The organism is Pseudomonas sp. NPDC086251, assembly GCF_044746405.1.
Taxonomy (GTDB): domain Bacteria; phylum Pseudomonadota; class Gammaproteobacteria; order Pseudomonadales; family Pseudomonadaceae; genus Aquipseudomonas.
The window spans coordinates 1-26,513 of sequence record NZ_JBIVBY010000056.1 but is presented as its reverse complement, the minus strand read 5'-3'; the positions used below and the strand labels follow the sequence as shown (position 1 = coordinate 26,513).

Sequence of the window (26,513 nt, the reverse complement as noted above, 5' to 3'; positions counted from 1 at the left end):
GGGCGGTGCGCAAATCCGTCTATTCCGCGGAAATCGCCGAGTTCGGTAAGCCGGTGTATTTCGATCGCGAAGCCGCTGCCTTCGTCCAGTCGTTGCGCACCGGCAGCCCTTCGACGGTGCCGGCCAGTCAGGCGCATAACATCAACGTGATCCTCGAAGCGCTGTTCGAGTCCGCTGAGTTGAATGGCCAGGAAGTCATCCTGGTTAATTAGCAGTTTGTAATCCCGTAGGCGAAACGCCCCCGCCGGCTCTGTCAACAGAGCCGGACGGGCAGTTGCATCCCCGAGAAATGCCAACAACAAAAAGAAGAGGACACCATGCACACGATCATCAAGGTTGCCGCGGCAATACTGTTGGGCCTGGCCATCAGTGCCTGCTCGAAGAATGAAACCAACACCAAGGGCACGATTGGCATTGCCATGCCCTCGAAAACCGAAGCGCGCTGGGTCTCGGACGGTAGCAATATCGTCGACTCGTTGAAAAAACTCGGTTACGACACCGACTTGCAATACGCCCAGTACGAAGCGCCGACCCAGCTGTCGCAAATCGAAAACATGATGGTCAAGGGCATCAAGGGCCTCATTGTCGCGCCGATCGATGGCACGACCATGGCCGATGTGCTCAAGCAGGCCAAGGAGAAAGGCATCAAGGTCATTTCCTATGATCGTCTGATCCGCAACACCAAAGACTTCGACTACTACGTCACCTTCGATAACTACCGCACCGGCGTGCTGCAGGGCCAGTCCATCGTCGACAAGCTGCAGCTCAAGCAGGGCAAAGGCCCGTTCAACCTGGAGATTTTCGCCGGCTCAACGGACGACAACAACGCCCATGTGGTGTACGCGGGGGTGATGTCGCAGCTCAAGCCTTTCATCGACAGTGGCAAGCTGGTGATTCGCAGCGGCCAGCAGGACCTGGACAAAGTTGCCACGCCGAACTGGGACGGTGCCCAGGCCCAGGCGCGCATGGATAACCTGCTCAGCGCTTTCTACGGCACCGCCCATCTGGACGCGGTACTGGCCATGAACGATCAGATCGCCAATGGCGTGGTGTCTTCGTTGCGGGGTGTGGGCTATGGCACGGGCAAGCAAGCGATGCCGATCGTGACCGGCCAGGATGCCGAGATTTCCAGCATCAAGTCGATCTTTCGCGGCGACCAGTCCTCGACCATCTTCAAGGACACCCGCGCCCTCGCCGAAGCCGCCGCGCAGATGATGGACGCGACCTTGAGCGGCAAGACCGTCGTGGTCAACGACTCCACGTCCTACGACAACGGTTCGATGATCGTGCCGACCCAGTTGCTGACCCCGCAACTGGTCGATGGCAACAACTGGCAGAAAGTCCTCGTCGATGACACCAGGTTCTACACGCCTGAGCAGTTGCGCTGAGGCAGTTCACGATCGGTGCGTGCTGGCAGGAGAAAGAAAATGACAAAAACGATTCTCGACATGCGTGATATCCAGAAATGCTTCGGCCCGGTAAAGGCACTCAGCCGGGTCAACCTCAAGGTCGGCGATGGCGAAATCCATGCGATCTGCGGTGAGAATGGCGCTGGCAAATCGACCCTGATGAAGATCCTCAGCGGCGTCTATCCGCATGGCAGCTTCACCGGTGAAATCGTCTTCGATGGCGCGCCGCGAACGTTCCAGGGGCTGCGCGACAGTGAGGCGCTGGGCATCTGCATCATTCACCAGGAATTGGCCCTGGTGCCCATGCTATCGATCACCGAGAACCTGTTCCTCGGTAACGAGATCGCCCGTCATGGCGTGATCGACTGGGATCAAGCGCACCCGCGGGCCCGCGAGTTACTCGCGCGGGTCGGCCTCGATGCCCGGCCGCAGACCCTGGTCGGCAACCTCGGTATCGGCCAGCAGCAGATGGTGGAAATCGCCAAGGCACTGGCCAAGGACGTGCGTCTGCTGATTCTTGACGAGCCGACCGCGAGCCTCAACGAAAAGGACAGCGACACCTTGCTCAAGCTGATGCTCGAGCTCAAGGGGCGTGGCATCACCTCGATCATCATCTCGCACAAGCTCAATGAAATTGGGCGGGTGGCGGACGAGATCACGGTGATCCGCGATGGCAGTACCGTCGATGTCATCGACTGTCGTGCCGAGCCTATCGATGAAGGCCGGGTGATTCGCTCGATGGTCGGCCGCGAACTCTCCGACCGTTATCCGAAGCGCGTGCCCGCCATTGGCGGAACCCTGTTCGAAGTTGAAGACTGGTCGGTCGGCGACCCGGAGCACCCCGGACGCGACCGCATCCGCAACATCAATTTCCACGTGCGTCGGGGTGAAGTGGTGGGCATTGCCGGGCTGATGGGGGCTGGCCGTACCGAATTCGCCATGAGTGTGTTTGGCCGCTCCTATGGCTCGAACATTCGTGGCAAGGCGCGTCTGGAAGGGCGTGAAGTCGACCTTGGCACCGTGCGCAAGGCCATCGATCACGGTTTGGCCTACGCCACCGAAGACCGCAAGGGCGCCGGCCTGGTATTGGGCGAGAGCATCACCCGCAACACCAGCATGGCCAACCTCGCTGCCGTGTCCAGGCGCTGGGTGATGAACGAACTGGCGGAGACGGCGGTGGCGGTCGATTTCCAGACGCGCCTGCGCATTCGCAGCCCGGACGTCTTGCAGACGGTGGACAAGCTCTCGGGGGGTAACCAGCAGAAGGTCGTGCTGGGTAAGTGGCTGTTTTCCGATCCCAAGGTCTTGATCCTGGACGAGCCCACCCGCGGCATCGATGTCGGGGCCAAGTACGAGATTTATGCAGTGGTCAATCAGGTGGTCAGCGAGGGCAGGGGCGTCGTGATGATTTCCTCGGAAATGCCCGAGTTGCTGGGGACCTGTGACCGAATCTATGTGATGAACGAAGGGCGCTTTGTCGGCGAGTTTCCCATCGCAGAGGCATCGCAGGAAAAAATCATGCACGCAATCATGAAAAATGAGGTGATCCAGTGAGCGAAGTCAGCGTACCTCTCACATCCAAACCAACGGCGCTCACGTCATTCAAGCGCGGCGCGCGCGAATACGGTCTGCTGGCCTCGTTGTTCGTCATCATGGTGTTCTTCCTGGTGGCCACCGGCGGGGCGCTGATGCAGCCGCTCAACCTGACCAACCTGTTGTTGCAGAACAGCTACATCGTGGTCATGGCGCTGGGCATGCTGATGGTGATCGTCTGCGGCCACATCGACCTCTCGGTCGGTTCGGTGGTGGGCGTGATCGGCGCGCTGGCTGCCGTGCTGATGGTCCAGTATCGAATGGATTTCTTCACTGTAACGATTATCTGCCTGGCGGCGGGCGCGCTGATTGGCGCGGCGCAGGGTTACTGGGTGGCGGTGTGGGGCATGCCGTCGTTCATTGTCACCCTGGCCGGCATGTTGATCTTTCGCGGCGCGACCATCGCGATCTCCCAGGGGCAATCGATCGGGCCGTTTCCGCCGGCTTTTTCGGCGATCAGCTCAGGTTTTATCCCGGACGTCTTCGCCGGTGAAAACCTGCGCATTACCTCGTTGCTGCTGGGCATCGCCGTTGCGGCGGCGTTCTGGGTGGTTGAGTATCGCAGTCGTAAACGCACCCTCAAGAGCGGCGGCAATGTCGCCCCGATGACCCTGTTCGCGCTGAAAAATGGCCTGGTCGCGGCGCTCATCGTGTACTTCTGCTACCTGCTCTCGACCTACCGCGGCATCCCTACAGTGCTGGTGATCATGAGCGTGTTGATCGGGGTGTACACCTTCATCATGAACCGCACCGTGATCGGCCGCTGGATCTACGCGGTGGGTGGCAACCTCAAGGCCGCCAGGCTGTCGGGGATCAACACCTCGCGGGTGACCTTCTTCGCCTTCGTCAACATGGGCGTGCTGGCGGCGGTGGCCGGGCTGATTTTCGTTGCTCGCCTCAACAGCGCGACACCGCGCGGCGGCACCGGGTTCGAGCTGGATGTGATCGCTGCGGTGTTCATCGGTGGCGCCTCCGCGTCCGGTGGGGTTGGCAAGGTTGTCGGTGTGGTGATCGGCGCTTTCATCATGGGGGTGCTCAACAACGGCATGTCGATCATGGGTATTGGCATCGATTACCAGCAGATGATCAAAGGCGCTGTGTTGCTGGCGGCGGTATTCGTAGACGTGTATCAGAAGAGCAAAGGTTGATATGGCAGGCATGACTGGCACCGCAGGGAGGCAACAATGATCAAGCACATTGTGATGTGGAACCTGGAGGGTGAAACGCCTGAGTTGCACAGGCAGGCGTGCCTGTTCCTCAAGGAACGGTTTGAAGGGCTGGCCGGGCTGATACCTGGACTGCTGAAGATTGAGGTCGGCGTGGATTTGAGTCGAATCGACTATGCCTGCGATGTGGTGCTCTACAGCGAGTTTGATTCCCAGGAAGCGCTGGATGCTTATGCCTCCCACCCGGAACATCTGCGGGTGAGGGGCGAGTTGGGGAATACTCGTATTGCGCGGCATCAGGTTGATTACGTGTGCTCGTAAGTCCCGACGACACACCGTGATGCCGCCGACCCTGTAGGAGCTGTCGAGCTTGCGAGGCTGCGATCGGCTGCGCAGCAGTCGTGAAATCAGGCAGCGCGGTGTGTCAGGAAAACCGCGTGCTCAGGGTTTACGACTGCTGCGCAGCCGATCGCAGCCTCGCAAGCTCGACAGCTCCTACAGGGCCGATCAGCTCCTACAGGGCCAGCGGGTATGCGTTTTCCGGCCGGGCTGACGTACAGTGTCGGGCAACGACGTATCGAACAGGAATGACCGATGTCTCAACGCCGCTCGACATGGATTGCGCTGTTGGTTGCCGTCACGTTCTTTATGGAGAACCTCGACGCCACCGTGATTGCTACCGCGTTGCCGGACATGGCCAGGACGTTTGGCGTGGCGGCGGTGGACCTGAACATCGGCATGAGCGCCTACATGCTTGCCGTGGCGGTGTTCATCCCGATCAGCGGCTGGTTGGCGGACCGCTTCGGTTCGCGCCTTGTGTTCAGTTCGGCGATCGTGCTGTTCAGCCTGTCTTCGTTGATGTGTGGCATGAGTGACAGCCTGCAAACCTTTGTCGCCGCGCGGGTGTTGCAGGGCATCAGCGGAGCAATGATGGTCCCGGTAGGGCGCCTGGCGGTGCTGCGTACCACCGAGAAAAAAGACCTGGTGCGGGCGATTTCATTCATCACCTGGCCCGGTCTGGTGGCGCCGGTACTCGGGCCTCCCGTGGGCGGTTTCATCGTCACTCACGCATCCTGGCCGTGGATTTTCTACCTCAACCTGCCTTTGGGCGTGCTGGCGCTGATTGCCGCGCTGGCCTTGATTCCCAAACGTGACGATGCCAGCCCGAGGGCATTCGATTTCAGTGGTTTTCTGCTGGTCGGCATCGCCAGCGCTGCCTTGTTGTATGGCGTGGAGATGCTCGGGCAAAACCGCGCCGATTGGCTGCAAGGGCTGGCGCTGAGCGGTGCCGGTGTGGTGCTCGGTGTGTTTGCCTGGCGCCATATGCGTCGGCATGCGCAACCCTTGTTGGCGTTGGGTGTCACCGGTATTCGCACCTTCAGCGTCTGCCTGTGCGGGGGTTCGATGTTCCGGATCGCGATCAGCACCTTGCCGTTCCTCTTGCCGCTGATGTTTCAACTGGCCTTCGGTCTGTCTGCGTTCGATGCGGGGCTGCTGGTCCTGGCGGTATTTGCCGGCAACCTGGCGATGAAACCGTTTACCACCTGGGTGATGCAGCGTTGGGGATTTCGTCCGGTGCTGATGGTCAACGGCGTCCTGGGTGTACTGGCGATCGCGGCGTGTGCGTTGCTGGACGAGCGCATGAGCCCGGCGCTGATCGTGTTCATCCTCTTCGTCGGCGGCTTGTCACGCTCCATGCAGTTCACCGTGTTCAACACACTAGCGTTTGCCGAAATCCCCAAGGAGCAGATGAGCGACGCGTCCACCTTGTTCAGCATGTTCTTCCAATTGAGCATGGCGATGGGCGTGGCCATCGGCGCGTTGCTGCTGCGCCTGGCGATGAACATCCATGGCACCACAGGGCAGGCCGGGACGGTCGACTTTCAGCTGACGTTCCTGTGTGTGGCGGTGATTGCCGGCCTCGCCTTGCTGGACAACCTGCGCCTGCCGCCGCAGGCGGGGGAATCGGTGTTGCAGCGTTAGCGCACCAATTGCTCCACCAACTCCGGCGTCACGTAGTGCGGCCCGTCGAACAGGTAGAGCGGATAGCCGCCATAGGCCGCCAATTGTGTCTTCAGCTCGGGCGCCGTCGCGGAACGAAATCCGCCACCGAAGTTGGGGCGAAAGGCTTCGACGATGATCCGCACACGGTTTTCCCCCAGACGCTGGCGCAAGGCGTCGGCGTAGGTTCTGGCGACCGGCGCGCTGCGGGCGTAAACACCAACGCCGTCCTGGAAGAACACGCCAATGTCATCCGGCAGCCACTGTTTGAGCCATTCGGCCGTGGCGACGGGGCCGATGTTGGCGCCGTCATACACGCTGATCCACAACGGTCGCGGTAACTTGGCCAGCAGGGCGGGCAGCTCTTTGGCACGGGTCCAGCTCGGGTCGACTTCAGCGGGGAAATACCAGCCGGTGACGTGTAACGGCGTCGGCAGTTTGGCGATGCGTTCCGAGACCGCCGCCAGTTGCTCGATGTTGTCCCGCGAGCGGTTTTCGCTGAAGTAACCCGCCAGCCCAAGGATGACATCCTGCGCCCACGGCGCCTTGGCGATGCGCGCCCAATCGGGCAGCACCGGCACACCGGGCAGGCCTGTCCCGGGAATGAACGCCTGATCGTCGACGACCGTCCACTGCACCAGCAACTCACGGGCGCCGAGTTTTTCCCAGTGCCCGTTGATGCCAACGGTCTGGTTGTCCGGCTGCCAGACGATGCCGACGATGTCCGGTTCGACAGCCTGGGTGCGCGTCACGTAGAGCAGGCCGGTCGCTGCGGCGAGCGTGACGGCCAACAGCAGCGCTACAACAGCCCCGCGACTGACGGTGTGGTTGAAGACGTTCACGGCAGTGCCTTTTTGATGCGTTGATGCCACTGGCTCAGCGAGGTGACGCCTTTTGCGTTCCAATTGGCCGCCGCGTCAGGGCCGAGGTGGAACTGGCCCTCATTGAATTGCCAGACGATCACTTGCGGCTTGTGCTGGGCAAAATCTGCAGACTCCAGGTATTGCAGCAGCGTCGCCCACGGCCCGACGTCGCCGGGATTCCAGGTCAGTGCAACGGGACGGTCCAAGGCATTCGACAGCTTCTGCGTAAAGCCAAGGTAAGGCTGGACAAAGCTGTTGCCGATCACCTGGACCGGCGCCGGCGCATCATCGATCAGCAAGTCTTTCTCGGCTTGATGGCGAACGGTGTAGATGTCTCGACCAATCGCCTTGCGCTTGATCGCCGGGAGGAAATTGCTCGCCAGGTCGCCGAACGCGCGTCGGTCGAACCACTGGCCCAGCGCCGCGCCACCGCCGGGTTCACCTTGCAGGCGGTAGCTCGTGTTGATGAGCTGCGCCGTGGCGTCGGCAGTGTTTTCCGCGCTCCACGCCGTCCAGTGATAGTCGGCGCGGTAAAACGCGGTCTGGTTGCCTTGCTCGGTCCGTTGCAGGATCGGCTTGATGTTCAGCGTGCCGAGGCCTGCCTGGGTCAGATCGTTTTGCAGGTGGTCATAGCGCTGTATCACAGCCGGGCTCAAGGGCTGATCGGCGGGCAGGCGCTGGGTGTAAAACGGCGCTTTCATCGGCACCACCAGCACGATCAACCCGATGTGTTGGTGTTCAAGTGCCTGCTGGATCTGTTTGATCAGGGCAATGTTGCGAGCCGTGCCGGGATTATCGACCTTGCTCACGCTTTCCCAGGCCGGGAATAACCAGCCGCCGTCGCCGGTGATCACCGCCGAAGCTGCCTGGACGCCAGTGCCGGGCAGGCTCGCCAGCAGTCCGGCGATCATCGCGGGCACTGACCATCGACGGAAAAAGCGTTCGGGTTTGCAGTGACGGTTCATGGTGCGGTCTCGTCCACCAGGCCAATCAGGCGCGGCGCCTTGCGCGAGCCGATCAGGAACAGGCTGTAACGATCGCCGGCCTTGAAGGGGGCCAGCTTCAACGGCAGGCTGGAGGTCTCATTGCAGCTGGCAACCAGCGTCGCCTGCACCGGGTTGATCGTGCGTTGGGCTTGTCCGTTGAACGGCACCTGGCTGAAGACCGCGGCGCCATTGGCCAATTTAATGTCGGCCGATTCGCAACCGCTGCCCAGGTTGTACACGTTGAGCTCGGCGCGCAGGTCTTTGCCGCGTTGTGGCGGGTCGATGACCAGGCGGGGGGCGCGTGCCGGGTCGCTGTCGAGAATCAGCGTGACCCACGTGCTTTTTGGCGCGGTGAGACCGGTTATCTCGCGACCATTGACGGTCACGTGCAGCGGCTGTCGCGAATCCACCACCTGAAAGGGACTGGCCACTGTCGCTTGGGCGGAAAGGGCAAAGGTCGCGCCTTGGTCGATGCGAACCTGCGCGGCGGTGTTGCCGGGATTGACCACCCGCACCCAGGCCGAGCCTTCGGGCAATTTCGGCGGGTACAGTTGGGCGATTTCAGGGGCGGCGTGCGCCGCCCACGTCGGGACCAGGGCAAGACCCAGGCAGCAAAAAACTCGAACGTTCATGCAAATCCTCAATAGGAGTAGGTCAGGCGGCCGAACACGCCTTGAGCGCGATCATCGCCCAGCACCTTCACGCGGTACTGCAGGGAAAAATCCACGTAGGAGCGGGGCGCGTTGTAGGCATCCTCGCGGAACCAGTAGCGGACGTTGTTACCGACACCCACGCCACCGGCCTTGCCGGATGAAGAGTCGGTGTTGCCATCGGCATCGGTCCCGCTGTTCATTTTCGAGTCGTAGTCGAACGCGGCCACCACATGCGGGAAACTCACCCAGCGCGAGCCGGCGCCACCGATGGCGTAGCTGCGGCCCACCTGCCATTCGCTGTTGAAATAGTCCCGCGAGTCGTTGATGTAGTGCCCGGCTTCGGCGAACAGCTGCGAGGTCCACCAGCTGGCCGCATCGACCCGCAGGTCGGTGCCGACGCTCGCGCCATAACCCAGACGTACCAGCCAATCACCGTCGACGTCCGACGATCCCAAGGGGAATGTGCGCTCGACCGCTGCCATCACGTTCAGCGAGGTGAACGGTTTGACCCGAACGCCGACCGCGCCTTGCAGCGCATCGAAACCGGTATCTGAATCGCCGTTCTTGCTCCACAGCGTGTCAGTCACGCGTCCGTAGAGTTCGACAAAGCGGGCGTTGCGATAACCCAAGGGACGCCAGGACAGTTCGGTGCTGTTTTGCAAACTGTCATTGCTGGTGCTGCCACCGCTGGGGGCTGAACTCAGGCCACTGCTGGAATTGTTGCCGCGATAACTGGTGGTGCTGGTCAAGCCCCAGGTGCGCGAGACATCCGCCACCGCACGACGGGTGTCGAACAGCTGCTGCGCGGGCATGTCCAGCTCGCCGGCGTTCTGGGCGTCAATAACACGCTTGAAATAGCTGACCGCTTGCTCGTCGTCATTGACCCGCATCGCGTTATACGCCGCGTCCTGCGTCGCCGTCGGCGTGAGCCGGGTTTCGGCATCGGCTTTGCGGAACGACGTATGGGCGCCTTCATCATCACCCGCCTGGACCGACAGATAGGCCATTTGCAGGTCACTCATCGATTCCAGTTCGCCGGTGTCCCGCGCTTGCTGCAAGCGCTCGCGCGCCGTTCGGCGCTGACCGATGGCCGCGTACAGGCTGGCCTCCTCGTAAGCGGGCAGGCTGCCCAGTGCCAGGGCCTGGGTGAAGTCCTTGCGAGCCCCGGCGTCGTCACCCGTTTGCTGGCGCAGACGACCGCGCTGGGCCAACAGCCGCGCGTCATCGCCATTGATCTTGAGGCCGTCGCTGGCGGCCGCAATGGCTTCGGGCAGACGTTTCTGCTCACTCAGGGCGCTGACCAACAGACGTCGGTACGCCGGATTTTGCGGCGCGCGGTCAATGGCTACCTGCGCCAGGGCAACGGCGGTCTCGGCGTCCTTGCGGGCCAAGGCCGCGTAGGCCTGGGTGGCCGTGTCGGTGCCGGCATCGCGCAGGTTGCCCGGCCAGATATCGCAGACCAGGCCGAAGGCGCTTTCCTGACAGTTCAAGGCGGGGGCCGGAAACAGGGCGACAGTGTTGAAGCCGTTGTTTTTCTGCCGCAACGCCATTTGCGCGGCAGTGCGTCGGCGAGCCACTTCGCCGCTGTCATCGTCGGCCAGCGGCTGCAAATGATCGAGCGCCTGTTGCGGTTCACCGTGGGCCAGTGCGGCGCCGGCGGCGAAAAACCGAATGTCGCGGGTTTCCGCTTCCAGCAGGCCATCGATGGCCAGTGCGTGATTCAAATCAGCCTGGGCCAACCGGGTCTTGCCCTGGCGATCGAGGGCATAGCTGCGCAAAATCCACGGTGCGATCTCCCCATCGTCCTGTGCCAGTGCGGCAGACGCGGCCTGTTCGGCGGCGGGGTAATCCTTGCCAGCCAGCAACGCACTGATCAGCAATTGCTGATTGGCACTGATCTCGGGCGCCCAGGCGACGGCTTTCCTGGACTGGTCAACGGCCAGGGTGACATTGCCTTGCTCCAGGGCGTGATAACCCTCGACCGCCAGCGGCGCCGCCAGTTGCCGACGAATCGCTTCGCGACGCATCAGCAAGGTATCGTCATCCGGGAAGATGGCGAGTGCCTGGGTGGTGGCCTGATCAGCGGCTTGCAGCTGTTGTTGACGCTGCAAGGACTCGATCAGCAGCAGTCGATAATCCATGCGTTTTGGCGCCTGGGCGATCGCCTTGCGTGCCGCCTGGGCGGCCGCGCCGAAGTCATCACGATCATAGGCCTTGAATGCCTGGGCCGCGGCGCCGAAGCCTGGGGCCTGGCGTGACTGCGGGTAGCGCTTGGGATGATCACGCAGGTCCTTGTCGCGCTGCGCCAGGGTAATCAACGTGTTCAAACGGGTGATATCGGCCCGCTGCCGCAACGCTTCGCGGGCCTTGGCGATGGCCAGGTCGTAATCTTTGCGTTCGTAAGCGCTGTAGGCCTCGTTGGCCGTGACATAGGCCGGGCCGGTCAACGGCAATGGCAGCGTCTGGGCATGCGCAACGACGGGTAACAGGCTCAGTCCCGTGGCCATGAGGGTCAGGAAGGGACGGTTCATGCCGGAAGCTCCGCAGGGTAGTGGCTGTGCTGACGTGCTACGGCCTTTTCGATGGTGGCGCGGGGCAGCACGCCGCTGTCGACCAGGTAGTCGCCGATGCGGCCGTGATGCTGTGGGCGGTACTGCAACATGGCGCGACTGAACACGTCGCGATCCAGCAGGCCCATTTCGATCAACAGGTCGCCCAGCAGCGGCGCTCGCGCATCCGGCACCGATTGGCCTTCACGCACGTTCAGTTGACGCAATTGCGCGACGATTTCGCTTTCACGGGCAATCAACTGCACCGGTTCGCTGCCCAGTTCATCGCTGATCTGTTGCAGGCCTTCAGCCGTCAGCGGGCTGGCCACCGCGACTTGCGCCCGGCCGTCGGCATTCAAGCCGAGCGGCACCACACGCCAGCGCAGGGCGAATTCATCGTCCAGGGTCTGGGTGGATTCCTCGGCCATGGCCGCCACATCGAACACACGCGGCAAGTCGTTCTGGAAAGCGATGGCTTCCGCCAGCGTCTCGTCGTCCAGCCAGCCGTTACTGAGCAATATCCGCCCCAACGGCATGTGCCGGGTTTTCTGTTCGGCGAGGGCGCTTTGCAGGTCGGCGTCGTTGATCGCCTGCCAGGACAGCAACACGCTACCCAACTTGCGCGGTGCCGCCGCGACGAGGTCGGTGGACGGGAAGTCGTGCATGGTCTTGTCCCACACCAGCTTGCGGTTCAGCACCTTGCCGACGAGGAACATGCGCCAGGCCCGTGAGGCGGCCATGAAGTTGACGAAGTTGCCCACGACCATCCGCGGAATGGACAGCAAACCATGCTGCCAGCCGTACAGCACGGTGGTGAAATAGCAGCGGTGCGCGATACGCCAGGCCAGCGCGATTCCGTTGGCCACCAACAAGTAGCTGATCACGCCGCCGGTTTCAAACGGCGTCGGGAAACTCACGTCCCACAGGCCACTCTGGCGCAGGATAATCAAGCCCACCAACTGCAGCAGAATCACGTAGGCGAGGATGCTGATGAACGCCGTCACGATACCTTTGCGGTCACGGAACAGCAGGTATCGGTTGGCCAGCGAGCCGCTCCAGCCCATTTGCTCCCAGCCTTGCAAGCCGATGCCGAGTGTCCAGCGGGCTTTCTGGCGGAATGCGGTGCGGAAGGTGTCGGGAAAGAATTCACGTACGCACAACGGCATCTGCAGGGTCGATTCGTAAGGCTTGCGAAACCATGATTTGCGCAACACGCGAAACTGCACCGGGAAACGCACGAAGATCGCGTTCATGCCGACCTTGGCCAGGCGTGCGCCGACGTCGTAGTCCTCGGTGAGACTGTCAGTGTTGAACGGCTGGTTCTGGGTTTCCCCGGCCAGCACTCGCAGGGCACGATGGGAGAAACAGGTGCCGACCCCGGCCGACGGCACCGTGTCGGTCATGCTTTCACGCACCACCAGATCCTTGCCGTGCCATTCGGCGAATTCGTCCATGTACGTACCGGCGACCCATTCGTACCAGTTGCGCTCCAGCGAAACCACGGGCAACTGGATCATGTCCTTGCGCGGCAGCAAGTAGTTGAACAGGCGCAATTCCAGCGGGTGCAGCACGTCCTCGCTGTCGTGCAAGACGACACCGGCGAAGGTCATGCCGTGGGTTTTTTCGTGCAGGAAGATGGCCTGGATCACCCAGTTCAGGCAGTCGGCTTTGCAGGTCGGCCCGGCATGCGGGACTTCCACGCGATGCAGCTGCTTGTAACGGCGACGCATGCGTTCCACTTCATCGATGGTGCGCTGGTCGTTGATGTAGGTACCGACGAAAACCACATAGTTCTGGTAATCCAGGGTCGACACCATGTTTTCGATCATCGGGGCGATGACGTCATATTCCAGCCAGGCCGGGACCATGATTGCCAGTGGCTGTTCATCCCGGGCCAGCAATTGCTCGGCGGTCAGCGGCCGGTAGCGGCGATCCGCAGTGAACTTGCGAAACAGCCGGCGAGACCAGTACCACAAGTCAATAAACAGGTCGTCCAGGCTGGAGATCAGAATCAGCACCGCAACCACAATGGTCGAGATCTCCAGGAAGCTGTAGTAGTGGGCCAGCCAATAGGGCCAATAAAGCGACGTCATCGAAGGGTTCCGTTACTGGCGATTGCGACGGGCGTTACGGCCAGCCAGCATCAGGATGAGGACCAACAGAATGCCACCCGGAATCAGCCACAACAGCGACGGCGTGCGCCAGGCGTCCAGGCCCTTGGGTTCTTCGTTGTCGATCAGTTGGCTGCCACTCGGATCCTTGGCATCGAAGGTGGACAGCGTGCCGTTGTCACCGAGGATGGCCACGTCGCCGCGGGTCAGCAGAATCTGCTTGGCGAAGCGCGGCGCATTGTTGCCCAGGGCGCGATAGACCAGGCCGTGCTGGCCGCCGGCATCCACCACTTGCAGCGAGGCCAGATGGTTGAGGGGATGCACGTCCAGCAGCACTTGATCCTTGTGATTGATACGCAAGCGACCCTGCTCGTCGACCTGCACCGATTCCTTGCTGTCCTTGATCGGCAGCTCGAACGCCAGGAAGGCTTTGTCCGGCGTCGCCGACATTTTCGGATCGGCACTGACACTCAAATGCGCACGCAGCGGTGAAACGCCGGCGCCGTCAGCGACCGAAATCACCTGCGGCAAGCTGCTCGCCGGATGCTCGAGGTAGGCCTGTGGCACGAGGATTTGCGTGTCCATGGCAAAGCGCGCGGCCATGCCGGAGAAGTCATCATCCAGCGCGGTTTTTTCCAGCACGATGTGGCTGGTCGGGAGCACCGAGACCGGGAAGGCCTGCGGTGTTTCCAGGCAACGATCGCTGACGGGCTGACGCTGGAAAGAGACGCGCAGCACGTTTTTCGAACCCAGGGCGTAACGCGGGATTCGCGCTTCGATGCGTTGCTTCTCACCGTCGGCCACCAACTGTTGCGCGCCGATCAGGTAATCGTTGAGAAACAGCGAGGCCACCGGCGCGGTATCCGAAGCGCCGGGGGCGGCAGACAGATCGATCACGGCCTTCACCGGCAAGCGCCCGTCGTAGGCGACGCTGCCCAGCGGGAACGAGGTGCTCCAGTCGGACTTGGCCAGCACGTCGAGGGTGCCGGGGTTGCCGCCCAAACGCGACAAGGCCACACGGCCGTCGGCGCTCAAGGGCATCTGTGCTTCGCTGATCGTCAATTGACGGCTGCGTGCCAGGGTGTTCCAGGCCGAACTGAACAAGGCCAGCGCCTTACCGGTCGCCTGTGGCGCGATCATCAGCACCGGGCGTGTGCCGAGCAATGCCAGGCGCACATTGTCAGTGCCGGCGGCGGCCAGGCCGGCATTGATATGCCGTTCACGCCATTGCGTGAAGGCGCTGGCTGCCGTGGCGTCAAGGCCTTGAATCTGGCTCTGCAGCGCGTCCAGGGATTGATTGACGGCATTGAGCAGTTGCGGATCGTTGATGGCCAGGTCCGCTTGAACGTTCGGCGTCTGTCCCAACATCAACAGCGCACCGATTTCCGCCGGGTTCGCCAGCACGTGCGGGCCTTTGACGTTGAGGCTGGCGAAGGCTGGAATCATTTGCAGTTCAGCCGGAATGCGCAGACCGCTCAGGTCAACGCTGTCTTGTACGGCGGGGAAGGGCAGGATGCGGCTGTGCTTGCCAATCCGCTCCAGCGCGACACCCAGGCGCCAGGCGGCGTCGTAGCTTTCGGCGGACAAGGTGCCCGGCGCGACCATGATGCCCGGCTTGCCGGGTAATGCCGTCCAGGCAGCACCGACGTCCTGCAACTGGTTGGCGTCGTAGCTGTAAGTGAGGCGGGTGTCCGGTTCGATGCGCAATACGTTGCCGATGGCGCGTTCGTCTTCGCACAGCACACGGGACACGATGGAGGACCAGGCAACGCCGAGGCGCAACGAGCCGTTTTCTCGCGCTTTCTTATCCACGCCGAGCGTGGCGCTGGCGTCGCCCTGGGCTTCGCTAAGCCCTTCTGCACGCACCGGATAACCGTCCAGCGACAGCAGCAGCGTGTTGCGGCCACCTTCGCCATTCAGGTAGCTGGCGTCGAAATTCAGGGTAGCGTCCGTCAGCGGCACACCCGCCGGCACGGGCAGGTACAGTTCGCGTCGGGCATCGGTGGAACCGAGGATGATCGGGGCGTCGATCCCCAGATCGCTCAAGCGGATTTCACGCTCCTGGCGCGTATCGGCGTTGAGCCGGTTGATCGCCTGGGTGAGCGGGCTGTCCGCGGCCAGGGCAAAGGTCGGCATGAGCGCGAGCAGGCTCACGCCACAGGCAAGGGCGCTGAGCGCACCCGTATGGATGGCAACGGAAGACTTCATTCAGGCAGATCTCGAGCTGATAAGGGGAGGAGCGGTTCAGGTGAAAGCCGGGTGATTTTTTTCGGGCACACGCGCCCCTGACGGTTGGTGCAGGAACTTGGGTAATGGCACCGGTGTCACGACAAAATCATCGACCGGACGCCCCATCAGGGCATCGACGATGCGGGCACTGGCCTTGCCGTCGCCATAAGGGTTGGCCGCCTGGGAGCAACGACGCCACAGCAGCTCGTCATCGAACAGCGCGTTGACGCCGGCGATGATCGAGTCCGGCGACGTGCCGACCAGGCGCACAGTGCCCGCAGCGACCGCTTCGGGGCGCTCGGTCACGTCACGCATGACGAGCACGGGTTTGCCCAGGGACGGTGCTTCTTCCTGTACACCTCCGGAGTCGGTGAGGATCACATGCGCCCGTTGCATCAGGCGCACGAATGCCAGGTAGTCCAGTGGCTTGATCAGGTGCACGTTGGGCAGGTCGCCCAAGTGCTCGGTGACCGGGCCCATGACATTCGGGTTCAAGTGCACCGGATAGACGATCTGGATATCAGCCCGTCGAGCCAAGTGGCTCAGCGCCTTGCAGATATCAAGGAAGCCTTCGCCGAAGTTTTCCCGACGGTGCCCGGTCACCAGCAGCACCTTGCGGCCGGGTTGCAGGAACAGGAATTGCTCGTCCAGGCTTGCACGCAACCCGGCGTCCTGCTCGATGCGTCGCGCCGTTATCTGCAACGCGTCGATCACCGTATTGCCGGTCACGAAGGACCGACCTTGAAGGCGCTCGTCGAGCAGGTTGTTGCGCGATTCGTGGGTCGGCGCAAAGAGCATGTCCGCGCCCAGATCGATGCAGCGTCGGTTCATTTCTTCCGGCCACGGACTGTAGATATCACCGGTTCGCAACCCGGCTTCGACATGGCCGACCGGGATCCGTCGGTGAAACGCCGCCATCGCGGCGACCATCGCCGAGGTCGTGTCGCCATGCACCAGCACCCGGTCCGGCCGGGTCTGTTCCAGCACCGGATCAATCGCCGCGTAAAGCGCCGCCGTCAGCGAGTTGAGCGTCTGGTGGGGCGTCATGACGTCGAGGGTGAAATCAGCCTTGAGGTCGAACAGATCCAGCACCTGGTTAAGCATGCTTTGATGTTGGCCGGTGACGCATATCAGCGAATGAATGCCGGGTTCCGCCGCGAGGGCCTTGACCAAAGGGGCCATCTTGATGGCTTCCGGGCGGGTACCGAAGATCGAAAGGATTTTCATCCTTGAATGAGGGTGAACGATGATGTCTTCCTTGCGCAGTCAGTGCGCAGCACAACAGCGGATCAAGTTTTATTGAAACTTGAACTCGCTAGCGTTAGTTGGAGTTAGTAGAAACCGGGTAATCAGAGAGAGCAGGCAGTCACTTGTGTCGGGTGGTGCGTCATCTGGAGCCCGCATCCGGCCGGGATTATTAGCATCGAATGCGCTTATTTCAAAGGGCTATATGCGTTTTTTATTTAAGTGAATAAGTTTGAAACTTTTGTATTTGGCGCGGGTCTTTTCTAGTTTTTCGAGATTTTCTGAAGGGTTGTTATAAACGTTATTTAAGTGGCTAAAGTCGTGATTTTATTGTTATTTTTATTTTATTGTCCGTTTGTCGGGGCGTCGGAATTATTGGCTGTTTATCTGGGTCGCGCTGTATTGCTTTAATGGCGCCAGTTTGCCGGAATTATCACCGCTGTACCAGTCACTTAAATGGCGCCTTTATATTGTCGTTATCAAGTAAGAAGTTATTTTGAAGGCGAGTAAAATCGAAAAACTAACATTCGGTTGGCCGTTGACTGTTGCCGATCTGGTTTTGCCAGTGCATCGCTCATCATTTCGTTGGAACTCCCATAATCCTGCTCCGTCATCTGGAATGAGGGGGGCTACGGGCATTTCGTGGCGAACCCGATAACGCTTTTTTATCCAGAGGGCGAGGGCAGTCATGAATACTTCAGACACCAGAACGGACGGTCACACTGACCAGAACGGCTCCGGAAGACCGGAGCAGGATTTTCAACATTTGAAGGAGAACGTAACAGAGACGCTTGGCAGTGCGAGACAGCAGGCCGACGCCCAGTTTGGGCAATACCGCGACACCGCAGCAGACCAGATCGAGGCGCTGGCGCAGGGGGCGAAATCCTTCGTTTCCGAGATTGAAGCCAAAGACACGCTGGGTATGTCCGACTACCTGTCAGACATGGCGGAGTCCATGAGCGGCCTGGCGGGCAACCTGCGTGGAAAGAGTGCCGAGCAGCTACTGCACGATGCGGCGAACCTGGCGCGCAACAACCCTGCGCTTTTCATTGCCGGCAGTGTGGCGCTGGGTTTTGGCCTGTCGCGATTCCTGAAAGCCGGCAGCGCCCCCGCGGCGACTTTCCCCGATGCCGGCGACACGGCAGCAGGCCACTCAATGCCGCCGTCAGGCGGTTATGGCGCCCAACGCCCTTATGAAACGTCCGTTGCACCGCGCACCGATTCAGGCGCCGGTCTGGCCACGGGCATCACGCCGGCATCGCCGAATGAACACGACCATCCTTCGGACTTCGCAACGACCTCCACACCCGGCTCGGCAGCCTTCAAAGGAGAACTGTGATGAACAGAGAAGATTCAGATTTCCCCGGCACCAGACCGGTGTCCGCCACTGAACATGACGCGTCAGTGGTCGGCTTGTTACGCCAGTTATCGCGTGAAGTGCCCGCGCTGTTCACCAAGGAACTGGCCTTGGCCAAAGCCGAGCTTCAAGCCAGCCTTACGACGCTCAAGGCCGGCCTTGCCGCGGTTGCGGGCGGTGCGATTGTGCTGCTGGCAGGCTTCATCATCTTGTTGATGTCGGCCGTCTACGGACTGAGCATGGTGATGGCGCCCTGGTTGGCGGCGCTGATTGTGGGTGTCGTGGTGATGATCATCGGGTTCGCCATGTTGCAGTCAGGAAAAAAACAATTCGAGCCGTCCAACTTCAAGCCGGATCGCACACTGGACGCTTTGAATAAAGACCAGGAAGCCCTGCGGAGGAAAGTCTCATGAACCGTGAATTTGAACTTGAATCGCAAAAAAGTCCTGAAACCATCGATCGTGAAATCGATGCGCAGCGGGCCAGCATTGGCAACATCGTTGATGCGCTGGAAAGCAAATTCACCCCGGGTCAGATGTTCGATCAGGCGCTGGGCATGATGCAGAGCAATGGCACGCTGTTCCTGAGCAATCTGGGCACCAGCGTGCGTAACAACCCTGTGCCTGCAGTACTGACATCGGTCGGGTTGCTGTGGCTGATGATGAGTCAGAACCGTCCACCGACCCCACGCCCGGTTTATTCAACAAGCCCCGATCAGGACAGGGTTGGCGAATGGGCCGAGGGCCTGGCGGATGGCATCGACAGTGCGCGTGAGCATTTGCACCACACCACTGATTCGCTCAAGGAGGGTTACCTGGCCGTCAAAGGCAAGGCTGCCAACCTGACGGATAACCTGGGCGCCGCCACCGAAAACATCAGCCACGCAGTGCATGACGCCAGTGACCGGTTAGTGCGCAGCACCCACGTGATGACTGACCAATTCAGCCATTTGCTCAAGGAACAACCCTTGATGGTTGCCGCTGCGGGCATCGCCCTGGGCGCCATGCTGGGGGCGGCATTGCCATCGACGGCGACCGAGCAACGGTACCTTGGCAAGACCAGCGCGGGCCTGACCGACAAGGTCAAGCAACAGGCACGGGAGGGTTTTGAGGCGGTGCGCGATACGGTGACAAAGACCACCGATCATTCGGACATGGACGTCAAACCGGAGGGCGAGCGTCGACCCGCCGCCGATTCGCCAGCCGATTTATCACATGGCTTAGGTACTTCGTAAAAGCCTGAATGAAAGACGGGAGGTCAGCCTTGACCTCCCGTTTTTTTATCCGTCGTTTTCACGCTCATCGCAGTGACAGCGGTTGAGATCACAGGCAAAAAAAAGTTTGAATCGATTGGTCGACGACCGACGACTGGTGGTAAATCCCCACCATTAACGCCACTCAATGCCGCCCGTCGCGAGCGACCGATCTTTATCAAATTTTCCCGGACGCATCAGCTTCAGATGTCTGTGGGCGGCGCATTCGGCCAAACGTCGAATGAGTGACACCGTCTTTTTTAGGCCTGAGGAGATTCGTCATGTTCTTACATAACAAACGACTTCAATACACCGTGCGTGTCGCTCAACCCAACCCGGGGTTGGCGAACCTTTTACTTGAGCAATTCGGCGGAGCACAGGGCGAGCTGGCAGCGGCGTCCAGGTACTTCACTCAAGCATTGGCTGAAGATGATCCGGGAAGAAAAGACCTGCTGATGGACATTGCAACCGAGGAGCTCAGCCACCTTGAGATCGTCGGTTCGATCATTGTGATGCTCAACAAGGGCGCCAAGGGCCGCATGGCCGAAGGCGTGGAAGAAGAAGGCGAACTGTATCGCGCGATCAATGGCGCCGGTAACGACTCGCACATCACCAGTCTGCTCTACGGGGCGGGTGCGCCACTGACCAACTCCGCTGGCGTGCCGTGGTCAGCCGCCTATGTCGACACCATTGGCGAGCCGACGGCCGATATGCGGTCCAACATTGCCGCCGAGGCACGCGCCAAGATTGTTTATGAGCGGCTGATGAACATCACCGACGATCCAGGGGTGAAAGAGGCGCTGGGATTTCTCATGACCCGGGAAATCGCTCACCAATTGTCGTTTGAAAAAGCCTTGCACTCGATCCAGCCGAACTTCCCCCAAGGCAAGTTGCCCGGCATGCCTGAGTTCACCAACGTCTACTTCAACTTGTCCCAGGGCGAAGGAAGCACCCGCGGTCCATGGAACGAGGGTGAGGAGTGGGAGTACGTGGAAGAGCCGATGCCCGCCGTCGATGGCGGGGACGGCAGCGCCAGCGTTCAGCTGAGTGAGGAGGAGGAAGGCCTGCTGCTGGACATGAAAGTACGAACGATGTCTGACCCGGACAGCGATCCCATCACCGGCGCAGATCTGGGGGCCGGTATGCAGGAAAGAGCCAATGCCTGACGGGATCACCGCACGCTGCTCAGGCGTGCGGCTCCTTTATTTTTTCCACGTGTTGAGGTGAGCCTGATGATCTCTAAAACAAGCATTTCTTCTGCGCAGTCGGTGGAGGGCTTTTCGCGTCTGTTCAGTGCCACCGCGATGGCCTTCGAGCGAGACGCTTCACGGCTGTCCAGACAAATTCACACGCTGGCCCCACGAGCCACGCATAAGCGCTCCAATGGAAAATAGGTGTTCTCATGTCGGAGCATTCTTCACCGGTCAAAACGCCCTGGCACGCCTGGTTTGACATCGGCAAGAGCGGCAGCTGGCTGAGCCTGTTTTTCTGGTCAACCGTTGTGGGTGTCTGCGTTCTTTTGCTGATCAGTGGCTACAGCGCCTTCACCGGGGCCAACCGGGTCAACCTGCAGTATGCGTTCCTCGGTGGCCTCTCGGGGTTTGGCGCGACCGCGCTCGGTGCGGTGGTGGCGGTGGTGTTGCGCGACATCGCCGCCCGGACCCAGGACATCATGCTGGGCTTCGCCGCCGGCATGATGCTCGCCGCCAGCTCCTTTTCGCTGATCCTTCCCGGCATTGCGGCGGCGCAGTCGATTTGCGGCAACAAGCTACTGGCGGCGTGCGTCGTGGTCCTGGGGTTGGTGTTGGGCGTGGCACTGATGATTGGGCTGGATCGCTTTATCCCCCATGAGCACCAGAAGAGTGGACGCAAAGGCCCGGATGTCCAGCGCATCAATCGAGTCTGGCTGTTCGTTCTGGCGATCACACTGCATAACTTGCCCGAGGGCATGGCCATCGGCGTCAGCTTTGCCACTGGCGATATGCAGGTGGGTTTGCCGCTGACCACGGCCATCGCTATCCAGGACATCCCCGAAGGACTGGCCATCGCGCTGGCGCTGCGCGTGACCGGCATCTCGACCCTGCGAGCAGCGTTGATTGCCGTCGGATCAGGGCTGATGGAGCCGTTAGGCGCTGTCATCGGCCTCGGTCTATCCACCAGTTTCGCCCTGGGTTACCCCGTTGCGTTAGGCCTCGCCGCCGGCGCAATGATTTTTGTCGTTTCCCATGAAGTCATTCCCGAAACCCATCGTAATGGCCACGAAACGCCCGCCACGTTGGGCCTGATGCTGGGCTTCGGGGTCATGATGTTTCTCGATACCGCGTTGGGCTGAACACCAGCTTCGCATTGACCGTCCATGAAGACTAAACCTCCGTCCAGTCCAGCATTGCAGACTCGCGCCATTTCACTTCCGTGACTCCGTACCTCTCCGCTTGAGGTTTGGAGACGACTTTGAGCGGCGGCTTCCCCGGTTTTGGAATAGGCGCTAATCCGGCATCACAACTCGCCCAGTGCCAGGCATCTGCATTGCTCATCGCCTTGGCCCGGATGATGAAAGACTTCGGCTCGCCATGAAGTTTGTACTCGATGACGAAGAGATCAGTGCGGTTCATGAGTCCCCCTCCTTTTGCTCATAGACAAAGGAGTGAGCGCGTCAAAAAAAATTCAAAGTGTTTAAACGACGCTTTGAAGCGTTTGAATCGGGTGTTTTTTTCCTTCGGATTGGCACCTCTTGTCGGCGCTTGTGAACCTGCATCGAATCCTGTTGACCCAGCAGAAATAGCTCAGGGATTGCATTGCTATGAATTCGATAAACAGGCCATTAAGGTTCGGCATTGAAGAGGAATACTTCATCACTGATCTGGACACTCGACGCATGTCCGAGCAGCCTCCTGGCGCGTCGATTGAAGCGTGCAAGCAGGTGATGGGCGAGTGTTTCGCTGAAGAGATGTTCCAGGGGCAGATCGAAGTGGCTTCCCCGATCTTCACCAGCCTTGCGCAGGCCGAGGAGTACCTTGTCACGGCTCGCAAAAGACTGCGCTGCGCACTGGAATCTTTTGGCCTGGGGCTGCTCTGTGCCGGGAGCCATCCGTTGGCCGACTGGCGTACGCAACGGGCCACAGAGCAGGATCATTTTCTTCAACTGTTTGAAGACTACCAGTGCGTGGCTCGGCGCAGCCTGTTATCCGGTTTGCACGTGCATGTTGAAATCGCCGGGCACCTGGACCGTATTCAGGTGATGAACGAAGTCTTGCCATGGACGCCATTGCTGCTGGCACTCAGCAGCTCCTCACCCTTCTGGGACGGCGCCGACAGCGGCTTTATGAGCTACCGGCAGACGGTGTGTGACGAGTGGCCGAGGATGGGCATTCCGGAGTTCTTCAAGGACGAAGCGGCCTATGCCGCCTACGTCGCTTTGTTGATCCGTACCGGTACGATCAAACAGGCCAGCGAATGCTGGTGGGGCGTTCGGCCTGCCGCTCGGTATCCGACCCTGGAATTACGCATGACGGACGCTTGCCCACGCGTGGACGACGCATTGTGCATGGCCTCGTTGTTTCGATTGCTGGTCGCCTACGCCATGGAGCAACCCCGGCCGGGATCGGCCTATTCGCAAGCGTCCCAATGGATACTCAAGGAAAATCGCTGGCGGGCCAAACGATATGGCATCCATGCCTCTTTCATCGTTGAAGGTTACGACCGACCATTCTCTGCCGAGCAGTGGCTGTTCCTGGCGCAGCAGATGCTGGGCGCAACCGCGCAGAAACTGTGCGTAGAAAACGTCTTTTCCCACGCTCGCCAAATACTCCGGGACGGAACCAGTGCAGAGCGGCAGAGGCACGCCTACGGACGAGCCCTGCGCGGCGGAGCGGAGGTGCCTGCGGCTCTGACGCAAGTCGTGGACCAATTGTTGATGGAAACGGCGCAAGAGCCGTCTGATTCAGCAGCAACCGCGCCCTTGCTCATCCACCGCTGACTTTCCAGTGTTTGACGTCATCGGCGAAGACCATTTGCTGCATCTCATGAGCGATGCCATAGGCCAGGGATTCGTGGGCGGCGATGACTTTCTCTTCCGCTGACAGGCAATGGAAAATATCCAGTTTGGTTTCTGCCTCAGCGGTCTCGAGGGTGAAAATCTGTACATAGCGCGCGAGGTCGTTGTCGAGGCTCGACAGGTACTCGCGCAAGCGTTGATGGTCGACCGATTTTTGACTGAAATACCAGTTCATCGGGTGAATCAAAAAGCGCGCGTGAGGCGAGGTGATGCGCCGGCTTGCGGCCAAAAACATGATGATGCCCATTGACTCGATGTTGCCCGCATTGATCGCGCACAGCGGCACCGGCAATGACTTCAGGAAGGTGTAGAGCGTAAAGCCGAAATTGGTGCTGCCACCACACGTCGACAGATTCAACAGCAACGACGTAGCGCCTTGATCGATGGCTTCAAGACAACAATCCCTGAAACGCTCGGTCGTGCCCTGATCGATCTGGCAGTGAAAATGGACGATGTGTTCGGTCATCGACTGACCTCCCATTGCACGATGCACGCTGGATTCAAGCGCCTTTATAGCCTAGTGAAAATCTGAACTCTTTTGAAAAATAATCCAATCGCAGGGTGATCGGCGGTGCCCCGGCCGTCAGTCGCTCAGCGCAGATTTTCCGGGAACTATCTGGCCTATTCCGCCCGTCTTGAGAGGCGCAATTCCGTTCAAACTTTCGATTTTTCATGACCTCGTAATTGTAGGCGAGCAACGCGCTCGTCCCTGAGAAAGAACGAGGTGAACAAAAATGGCTAACACCGGAAACAACAACCCCGGAGGCTTTGACAAAGACCGGGACAAGGCCTCGCAAGCCGGCAAGAAAGGCGGGGAGGCATCAGGCGGCAATTTTGCCAACGATCCACAACGGGCTTCTGAAGCGGGCCAAAAAGGTGGCATGGCTTCAGGCGGACAGCAGTCCAAAGACGCTGACCGTATGTCCGGCGGCGGTCAGGGCGCAGGACGCGGAGGCAGCTTTACCGATGACAGCGACAAAACCTCGCAGCCAGGCCAGAAAGGCGGCCAGGCTTCGGGCGGCCGGCAATCCCCCGATGCGGATCAGTCGACCAGCGGCGGCCAGGGAAGCGGTCGCGGCGGTAACTTGGCCGACAAGGATAAAATGTCTGATGCAGGGCGCAAAGGAGGTGACCAGGGCCCTGACGGCGGACGTAAGTCCTGATGCCGTGTGATTCACATCAAGCCCCGTGTTGTTTTCGGGGCTTGATTTTTACGCAGCCGATGAGCTGTCAGCCTCAAATCGCGCGCTGCAGAATGGCTTGCGCACGGCCAATAACCGGCGCGTCGACCATTTGCCCATCCAGTACAAAAACGCCTTCACCTGAGGTCGCGGCTTCCATGATGCGCTGTGCCCACTGCAGCTCTTCATTGCTGGGCTTTAACGCTTGATGAATGATTGCCACTTGGCTGGGGTGGATGCAAAGTGCACCGCCAAAGCCCATGTCACGGGCGAATTGGACGGCATTGTGCAGGCCGGGGGTGTCCTGGATTGAGGGGAAAACCCCGTCCAGCGCCGGGGCCAGGCCAGCCACCCGCGTCCACAGCAATACCGCGTAGCGGGCGTGACTGAGGAACTCTTCAGCGGCACGACTGCCGGTGGTCAGGTTCAGGTCCAGACCCAAATCAAGGCTACCAAATGACAAACGCTCAACGCCTTGAGCGCTGGCGATCGAATCGAGTGCCGCCAAGCCTTTGGCGCTCTCGATGATCGGCCAGACAGGCTTGCCGCTGCTATTCGCGGTGGACACCTGCACCGCGCTTTCTGCTTTGGGCAGCAGAAGGGCGGTCACGCCGGCATGGCGTCGGCAAAGATCCAGATCTGCGGCGTGTGCCCAGTGATCCGCAGCATTGACGCGCACCAGAATCCGCGCATCCGGATGTTCATTCAAAAAGCGCTCAAGGTTATCCCTGGCGTGTTCCTTTTGGTTTTCCTGCACGGCATCTTCCAGGTCGACAATGACCCGGTCCGCGCCGCTGGCGAGGGCTTTGAGGATGCGTTCGGGACGCGTGGCGGGCACAAACAGGGCGGAACGAACTACCGACGTATTCATGCTGTTTCTTCCTCGGTGAACTCGACTTCGGCGATCTGTGCGGTGCCGTGCTGATTGCCGGCCCAGAGCTGCGCCTTGTCGCTACCGGTCAAACGGCCGCCCACCTCGAAAGGTTGGGGTGAAATCAGCGGCCGCAGGCCACGGAAGGTGAAACGCTGCAGTCGCGCAGTCGGGTGCGCACGGGTAAAGGCACGCAGGTTCAGCGTGGCGATCAATGGGCCATGCACCACCAGCCCCGGGTAGCCTTCGGTCTCTGTGACGTAAGGCCAGTCATAGTGAATCCGATGCCCATTGAAGGTCACGGCGGAATAGCGGAACAGCAGGGTCGGGGAGGGTTCGACCTGTTCATGCCATTGGCCTTCAGGGACTGTGTCGCTGCTGTTCAGTTTGGGCGGTGTCGGTTCACGGTAGACGATGTCCTGCTCGTCCAGCAGTGCGCGCTGGCCGTCCTGGAAATACTCATGGCGTACCGTGACAAACAGCAACGATCCGGTGCGGCCGTGCTTTTCCTCGACGTTGAGAATGGTCGATACGCAGGTGACATCGGCCTCTACCGTCAACGGCTGGTAGAACTCGATTCGGCTGCCGGCCCACATGCGATTGCGGTTGTGGGCCGGCGGCAGGAAGCCGCCGAGCGCTGGGTGACCGTCCGGGCCCAGTTCGCTGGCGGCCACCGGCTCTTGAAAGAACGCCCAGTGCCACAGCGGCGGTAGCGGTTCGCCCGGCAACGGTGGCGCTTCGCTGAATGTCGCGGCAATGCGCTTCACCAAGGTGAAACTGATCCGGTCCTGGTTTTCCTGGCGACGGCCAATCCAGGCTGAAAAATCGAAAGTGCTCATCGTCATCATTCCTGTCGGTCGGTGATCAGGCCAGGGCGGCCATTTCTGGAATCGCGTCAAACAAGTCCGCCACCAGGCCGTAATCGGCCACCTGGAAGATCGGCGCTTCTTCGTCCTTGTTGATCGCAACGATCACTTTGGAGTCTTTCATGCC

General features: G+C 60.5%; 23 protein-coding genes and 2 pseudogenes. 13 read left to right on the top strand and 12 right to left on the bottom strand.

Annotation, left to right across the window (positions count from 1 at the left end; genetic code table 11):
- The 6 genes and pseudogenes from ACIPL2_RS33780 to ACIPL2_RS33755 all read left to right on the top strand — a co-directional run.
- A pseudogene (locus tag ACIPL2_RS33780) lies at positions 1–212 on the top strand (gfo/Idh/MocA family oxidoreductase); the annotation flags it as partial.
- Positions 213–317: 105 nt separating this feature from the next.
- Complete coding sequence (gene chvE / locus ACIPL2_RS33775; protein ID WP_401364788.1) at positions 318–1,388, top strand: multiple monosaccharide ABC transporter substrate-binding protein; 1,071 nt, start codon at positions 318–320, stop codon at positions 1,386–1,388.
- Positions 1,389–1,427: 39 nt separating this feature from the next.
- Positions 1,428–2,963, top strand: a complete 1,536-nt coding sequence (gene mmsA, locus ACIPL2_RS33770) for a multiple monosaccharide ABC transporter ATP-binding protein (protein ID WP_401364785.1) — start codon at positions 1,428–1,430, stop codon at positions 2,961–2,963.
- Positions 2,960–4,150 (top strand): multiple monosaccharide ABC transporter permease, encoded by a 1,191-nt coding sequence (gene mmsB / locus ACIPL2_RS33765; protein ID WP_401364783.1) that lies wholly within the window; start codon positions 2,960–2,962, stop codon positions 4,148–4,150. Before mmsA ends, mmsB begins: the two co-directional genes overlap by 4 nt.
- A 36-nt stretch (positions 4,151–4,186) precedes the next feature.
- On the top strand, positions 4,187–4,489 hold the full coding sequence (locus ACIPL2_RS33760; RefSeq protein WP_401364780.1) for a Dabb family protein: 303 nt from the start codon (positions 4,187–4,189) through the stop codon (positions 4,487–4,489).
- A gap of 273 nt (positions 4,490–4,762) precedes the next feature.
- On the top strand, positions 4,763–6,151 hold the full coding sequence (locus ACIPL2_RS33755; protein ID WP_401364777.1) for an MFS transporter: 1,389 nt from the start codon (positions 4,763–4,765) through the stop codon (positions 6,149–6,151).
- Here the strand turns inward: ACIPL2_RS33755 and ACIPL2_RS33750 are convergent.
- From ACIPL2_RS33750 to wecB, 7 genes are read right to left on the bottom strand one after another with little or no spacing between them, the layout of a single operon-like run.
- On the bottom strand, positions 6,148–6,963 hold the full coding sequence (locus ACIPL2_RS33750; RefSeq protein ID WP_401364793.1) for a hypothetical protein: 816 nt from the start codon (positions 6,961–6,963) through the stop codon (positions 6,148–6,150). The genes ACIPL2_RS33755 and ACIPL2_RS33750 overlap by 4 nt on opposite strands.
- A gap of 44 nt (positions 6,964–7,007) precedes the next feature.
- Entirely contained in the window at positions 7,008–7,997 is a 990-nt protein-coding gene (locus ACIPL2_RS33745; protein ID WP_401364775.1) for a twin-arginine translocation pathway signal, read from the bottom strand.
- A complete protein-coding gene (locus tag ACIPL2_RS33740; protein ID WP_401364772.1) occupies positions 7,994–8,650 on the bottom strand; it encodes an alginate O-acetyltransferase AlgF in 657 nt (218 codons plus the stop codon). The genes ACIPL2_RS33745 and ACIPL2_RS33740 overlap by 4 nt, the downstream gene beginning before the upstream one ends.
- An 8-nt stretch (positions 8,651–8,658) precedes the next feature.
- Complete coding sequence (locus tag ACIPL2_RS33735) at positions 8,659–11,202, bottom strand: bacteriophage N4 adsorption protein A (protein ID WP_401364769.1); 2,544 nt, start codon at positions 11,200–11,202, stop codon at positions 8,659–8,661.
- A complete protein-coding gene (locus ACIPL2_RS33730; protein ID WP_401364766.1) occupies positions 11,199–13,313 on the bottom strand; it encodes a glycosyl transferase family protein in 2,115 nt (704 codons plus the stop codon). Before ACIPL2_RS33730 ends, ACIPL2_RS33735 begins: the two co-directional genes overlap by 4 nt.
- A 12-nt stretch (positions 13,314–13,325) precedes the next feature.
- On the bottom strand, positions 13,326–15,539 hold the full coding sequence (locus ACIPL2_RS33725) for a hypothetical protein (RefSeq protein ID WP_401364763.1): 2,214 nt from the start codon (positions 15,537–15,539) through the stop codon (positions 13,326–13,328).
- Positions 15,540–15,575: 36 nt separating this feature from the next.
- Positions 15,576–16,742, bottom strand: coding sequence for a non-hydrolyzing UDP-N-acetylglucosamine 2-epimerase (wecB, locus tag ACIPL2_RS33720; protein ID WP_401364760.1), 1,167 nt, complete (start codon positions 16,740–16,742; stop codon positions 15,576–15,578).
- Between the two features lie 751 nt (positions 16,743–17,493).
- Here wecB and ACIPL2_RS33715 point away from each other — a divergent pair.
- The 5 genes from ACIPL2_RS33715 (at position 17,494) to ACIPL2_RS33695 (ending at position 21,746) form a co-directional block, all read left to right on the top strand.
- Positions 17,494–18,144, top strand: coding sequence for a hypothetical protein (locus tag ACIPL2_RS33715; RefSeq protein ID WP_401364757.1), 651 nt, complete (start codon positions 17,494–17,496; stop codon positions 18,142–18,144).
- The gene (locus ACIPL2_RS33710; protein ID WP_401364754.1) at positions 18,144–18,575 is read left to right on the top strand and encodes a phage holin family protein; all 432 of its coding nucleotides are present in this window, start codon (positions 18,144–18,146) and stop codon (positions 18,573–18,575) included. Before ACIPL2_RS33715 ends, ACIPL2_RS33710 begins: the two co-directional genes overlap by 1 nt.
- Entirely contained in the window at positions 18,572–19,396 is an 825-nt protein-coding gene (locus ACIPL2_RS33705; RefSeq protein WP_401364751.1) for a DUF3618 domain-containing protein, read from the top strand. The genes ACIPL2_RS33710 and ACIPL2_RS33705 overlap by 4 nt, the downstream gene beginning before the upstream one ends.
- Positions 19,397–19,695: 299 nt before the next feature.
- The gene (locus ACIPL2_RS33700) at positions 19,696–20,580 is read left to right on the top strand and encodes a manganese catalase family protein (RefSeq protein ID WP_401364748.1); all 885 of its coding nucleotides are present in this window, start codon (positions 19,696–19,698) and stop codon (positions 20,578–20,580) included.
- A gap of 236 nt (positions 20,581–20,816) precedes the next feature.
- Entirely contained in the window at positions 20,817–21,746 is a 930-nt protein-coding gene (locus ACIPL2_RS33695) for a ZIP family metal transporter (RefSeq protein ID WP_401364745.1), read from the top strand.
- Positions 21,747–21,777: 31 nt separating this feature from the next.
- On the opposite strand, the gene ACIPL2_RS33690 is transcribed toward ACIPL2_RS33695, so the two are convergent.
- On the bottom strand, positions 21,778–22,026 hold the full coding sequence (locus ACIPL2_RS33690) for a DUF6555 family protein (protein ID WP_401364742.1): 249 nt from the start codon (positions 22,024–22,026) through the stop codon (positions 21,778–21,780).
- 197 nt (positions 22,027–22,223) lie between these two features.
- Between ACIPL2_RS33690 and ACIPL2_RS33685 the strand changes: the two genes are divergently transcribed.
- The gene (locus ACIPL2_RS33685; protein WP_401364790.1) at positions 22,224–23,390 is read left to right on the top strand and encodes a carboxylate-amine ligase; all 1,167 of its coding nucleotides are present in this window, start codon (positions 22,224–22,226) and stop codon (positions 23,388–23,390) included.
- On the opposite strand, the gene ACIPL2_RS33680 is transcribed toward ACIPL2_RS33685, so the two are convergent.
- Entirely contained in the window at positions 23,377–23,934 is a 558-nt protein-coding gene (locus tag ACIPL2_RS33680; protein WP_059405629.1) for an ATP-dependent Clp protease proteolytic subunit, read from the bottom strand. The genes ACIPL2_RS33685 and ACIPL2_RS33680 overlap by 14 nt on opposite strands.
- Positions 23,935–24,202: 268 nt before the next feature.
- Here ACIPL2_RS33680 and ACIPL2_RS33675 point away from each other — a divergent pair, with 268 nt between their 5' ends.
- Entirely contained in the window at positions 24,203–24,631 is a 429-nt protein-coding gene (locus ACIPL2_RS33675; protein ID WP_401364739.1) for a general stress protein, read from the top strand.
- A 73-nt stretch (positions 24,632–24,704) separates the two neighbouring features.
- Here ACIPL2_RS33675 and ACIPL2_RS33670 read toward each other — a convergent pair whose 3' ends face one another.
- From ACIPL2_RS33670 to ACIPL2_RS33660, 3 genes and pseudogenes are all read right to left on the bottom strand, one after another.
- Entirely contained in the window at positions 24,705–25,520 is an 816-nt protein-coding gene (locus tag ACIPL2_RS33670) for an HpcH/HpaI aldolase/citrate lyase family protein (RefSeq protein WP_401364736.1), read from the bottom strand.
- Positions 25,517–26,359 carry a MaoC family dehydratase N-terminal domain-containing protein gene (locus ACIPL2_RS33665; RefSeq protein ID WP_401364734.1) on the bottom strand — a complete coding sequence of 281 codons (843 nt, stop codon included), beginning with the start codon at positions 26,357–26,359 and terminating at the stop codon, positions 25,517–25,519. Before ACIPL2_RS33665 ends, ACIPL2_RS33670 begins: the two co-directional genes overlap by 4 nt.
- A gap of 25 nt (positions 26,360–26,384) precedes the next feature.
- A pseudogene (locus ACIPL2_RS33660) lies at positions 26,385–26,513 on the bottom strand (electron transfer flavoprotein subunit alpha/FixB family protein); the annotation flags it as partial.

Bases quoted from the DNA above. Each gene is read 5' to 3' on its own strand.
- ACIPL2_RS33730 (WP_401364766.1), bottom strand. From the start codon at position 13,313: ATGACGTCGCTTTATTGGCCCTATTGGCTGGCCCACTACTACAGCTTC.
- ACIPL2_RS33725 (WP_401364763.1), bottom strand. From the start codon at position 15,539: ATGAAGTCTTCCGTTGCCATCCATACGGGTGCGCTCAGCGCCCTTGCC.
- ACIPL2_RS33755 (WP_401364777.1), top strand. From the start codon at position 4,763: ATGTCTCAACGCCGCTCGACATGGATTGCGCTGTTGGTTGCCGTCACG.
- ACIPL2_RS33695 (WP_401364745.1), top strand. From the start codon at position 20,817: ATGTCGGAGCATTCTTCACCGGTCAAAACGCCCTGGCACGCCTGGTTT.
- mmsA (WP_401364785.1), top strand. From the start codon at position 1,428: ATGACAAAAACGATTCTCGACATGCGTGATATCCAGAAATGCTTCGGC.
- ACIPL2_RS33715 (WP_401364757.1), top strand. From the start codon at position 17,494: ATGAATACTTCAGACACCAGAACGGACGGTCACACTGACCAGAACGGC.
- ACIPL2_RS33680 (WP_059405629.1), bottom strand. From the start codon at position 23,934: ATGACCGAACACATCGTCCATTTTCACTGCCAGATCGATCAGGGCACG.
- ACIPL2_RS33760 (WP_401364780.1), top strand. From the start codon at position 4,187: ATGATCAAGCACATTGTGATGTGGAACCTGGAGGGTGAAACGCCTGAG.
- ACIPL2_RS33700 (WP_401364748.1), top strand. From the start codon at position 19,696: ATGTTCTTACATAACAAACGACTTCAATACACCGTGCGTGTCGCTCAA.
- ACIPL2_RS33670 (WP_401364736.1), bottom strand. From the start codon at position 25,520: ATGAATACGTCGGTAGTTCGTTCCGCCCTGTTTGTGCCCGCCACGCGT.
- ACIPL2_RS33740 (WP_401364772.1), bottom strand. From the start codon at position 8,650: ATGAACGTTCGAGTTTTTTGCTGCCTGGGTCTTGCCCTGGTCCCGACG.
- ACIPL2_RS33690 (WP_401364742.1), bottom strand. From the start codon at position 22,026: ATGAACCGCACTGATCTCTTCGTCATCGAGTACAAACTTCATGGCGAG.
- ACIPL2_RS33675 (WP_401364739.1), top strand. From the start codon at position 24,203: ATGGCTAACACCGGAAACAACAACCCCGGAGGCTTTGACAAAGACCGG.
- ACIPL2_RS33745 (WP_401364775.1), bottom strand. From the start codon at position 7,997: ATGAACCGTCACTGCAAACCCGAACGCTTTTTCCGTCGATGGTCAGTG.
- ACIPL2_RS33705 (WP_401364751.1), top strand. From the start codon at position 18,572: ATGAACCGTGAATTTGAACTTGAATCGCAAAAAAGTCCTGAAACCATC.
- chvE (WP_401364788.1), top strand. From the start codon at position 318: ATGCACACGATCATCAAGGTTGCCGCGGCAATACTGTTGGGCCTGGCC.
- ACIPL2_RS33665 (WP_401364734.1), bottom strand. From the start codon at position 26,359: ATGAGCACTTTCGATTTTTCAGCCTGGATTGGCCGTCGCCAGGAAAAC.
- ACIPL2_RS33735 (WP_401364769.1), bottom strand. From the start codon at position 11,202: ATGAACCGTCCCTTCCTGACCCTCATGGCCACGGGACTGAGCCTGTTA.
- wecB (WP_401364760.1), bottom strand. From the start codon at position 16,742: ATGGCCCCTTTGGTCAAGGCCCTCGCGGCGGAACCCGGCATTCATTCG.
- ACIPL2_RS33710 (WP_401364754.1), top strand. From the start codon at position 18,144: ATGAACAGAGAAGATTCAGATTTCCCCGGCACCAGACCGGTGTCCGCC.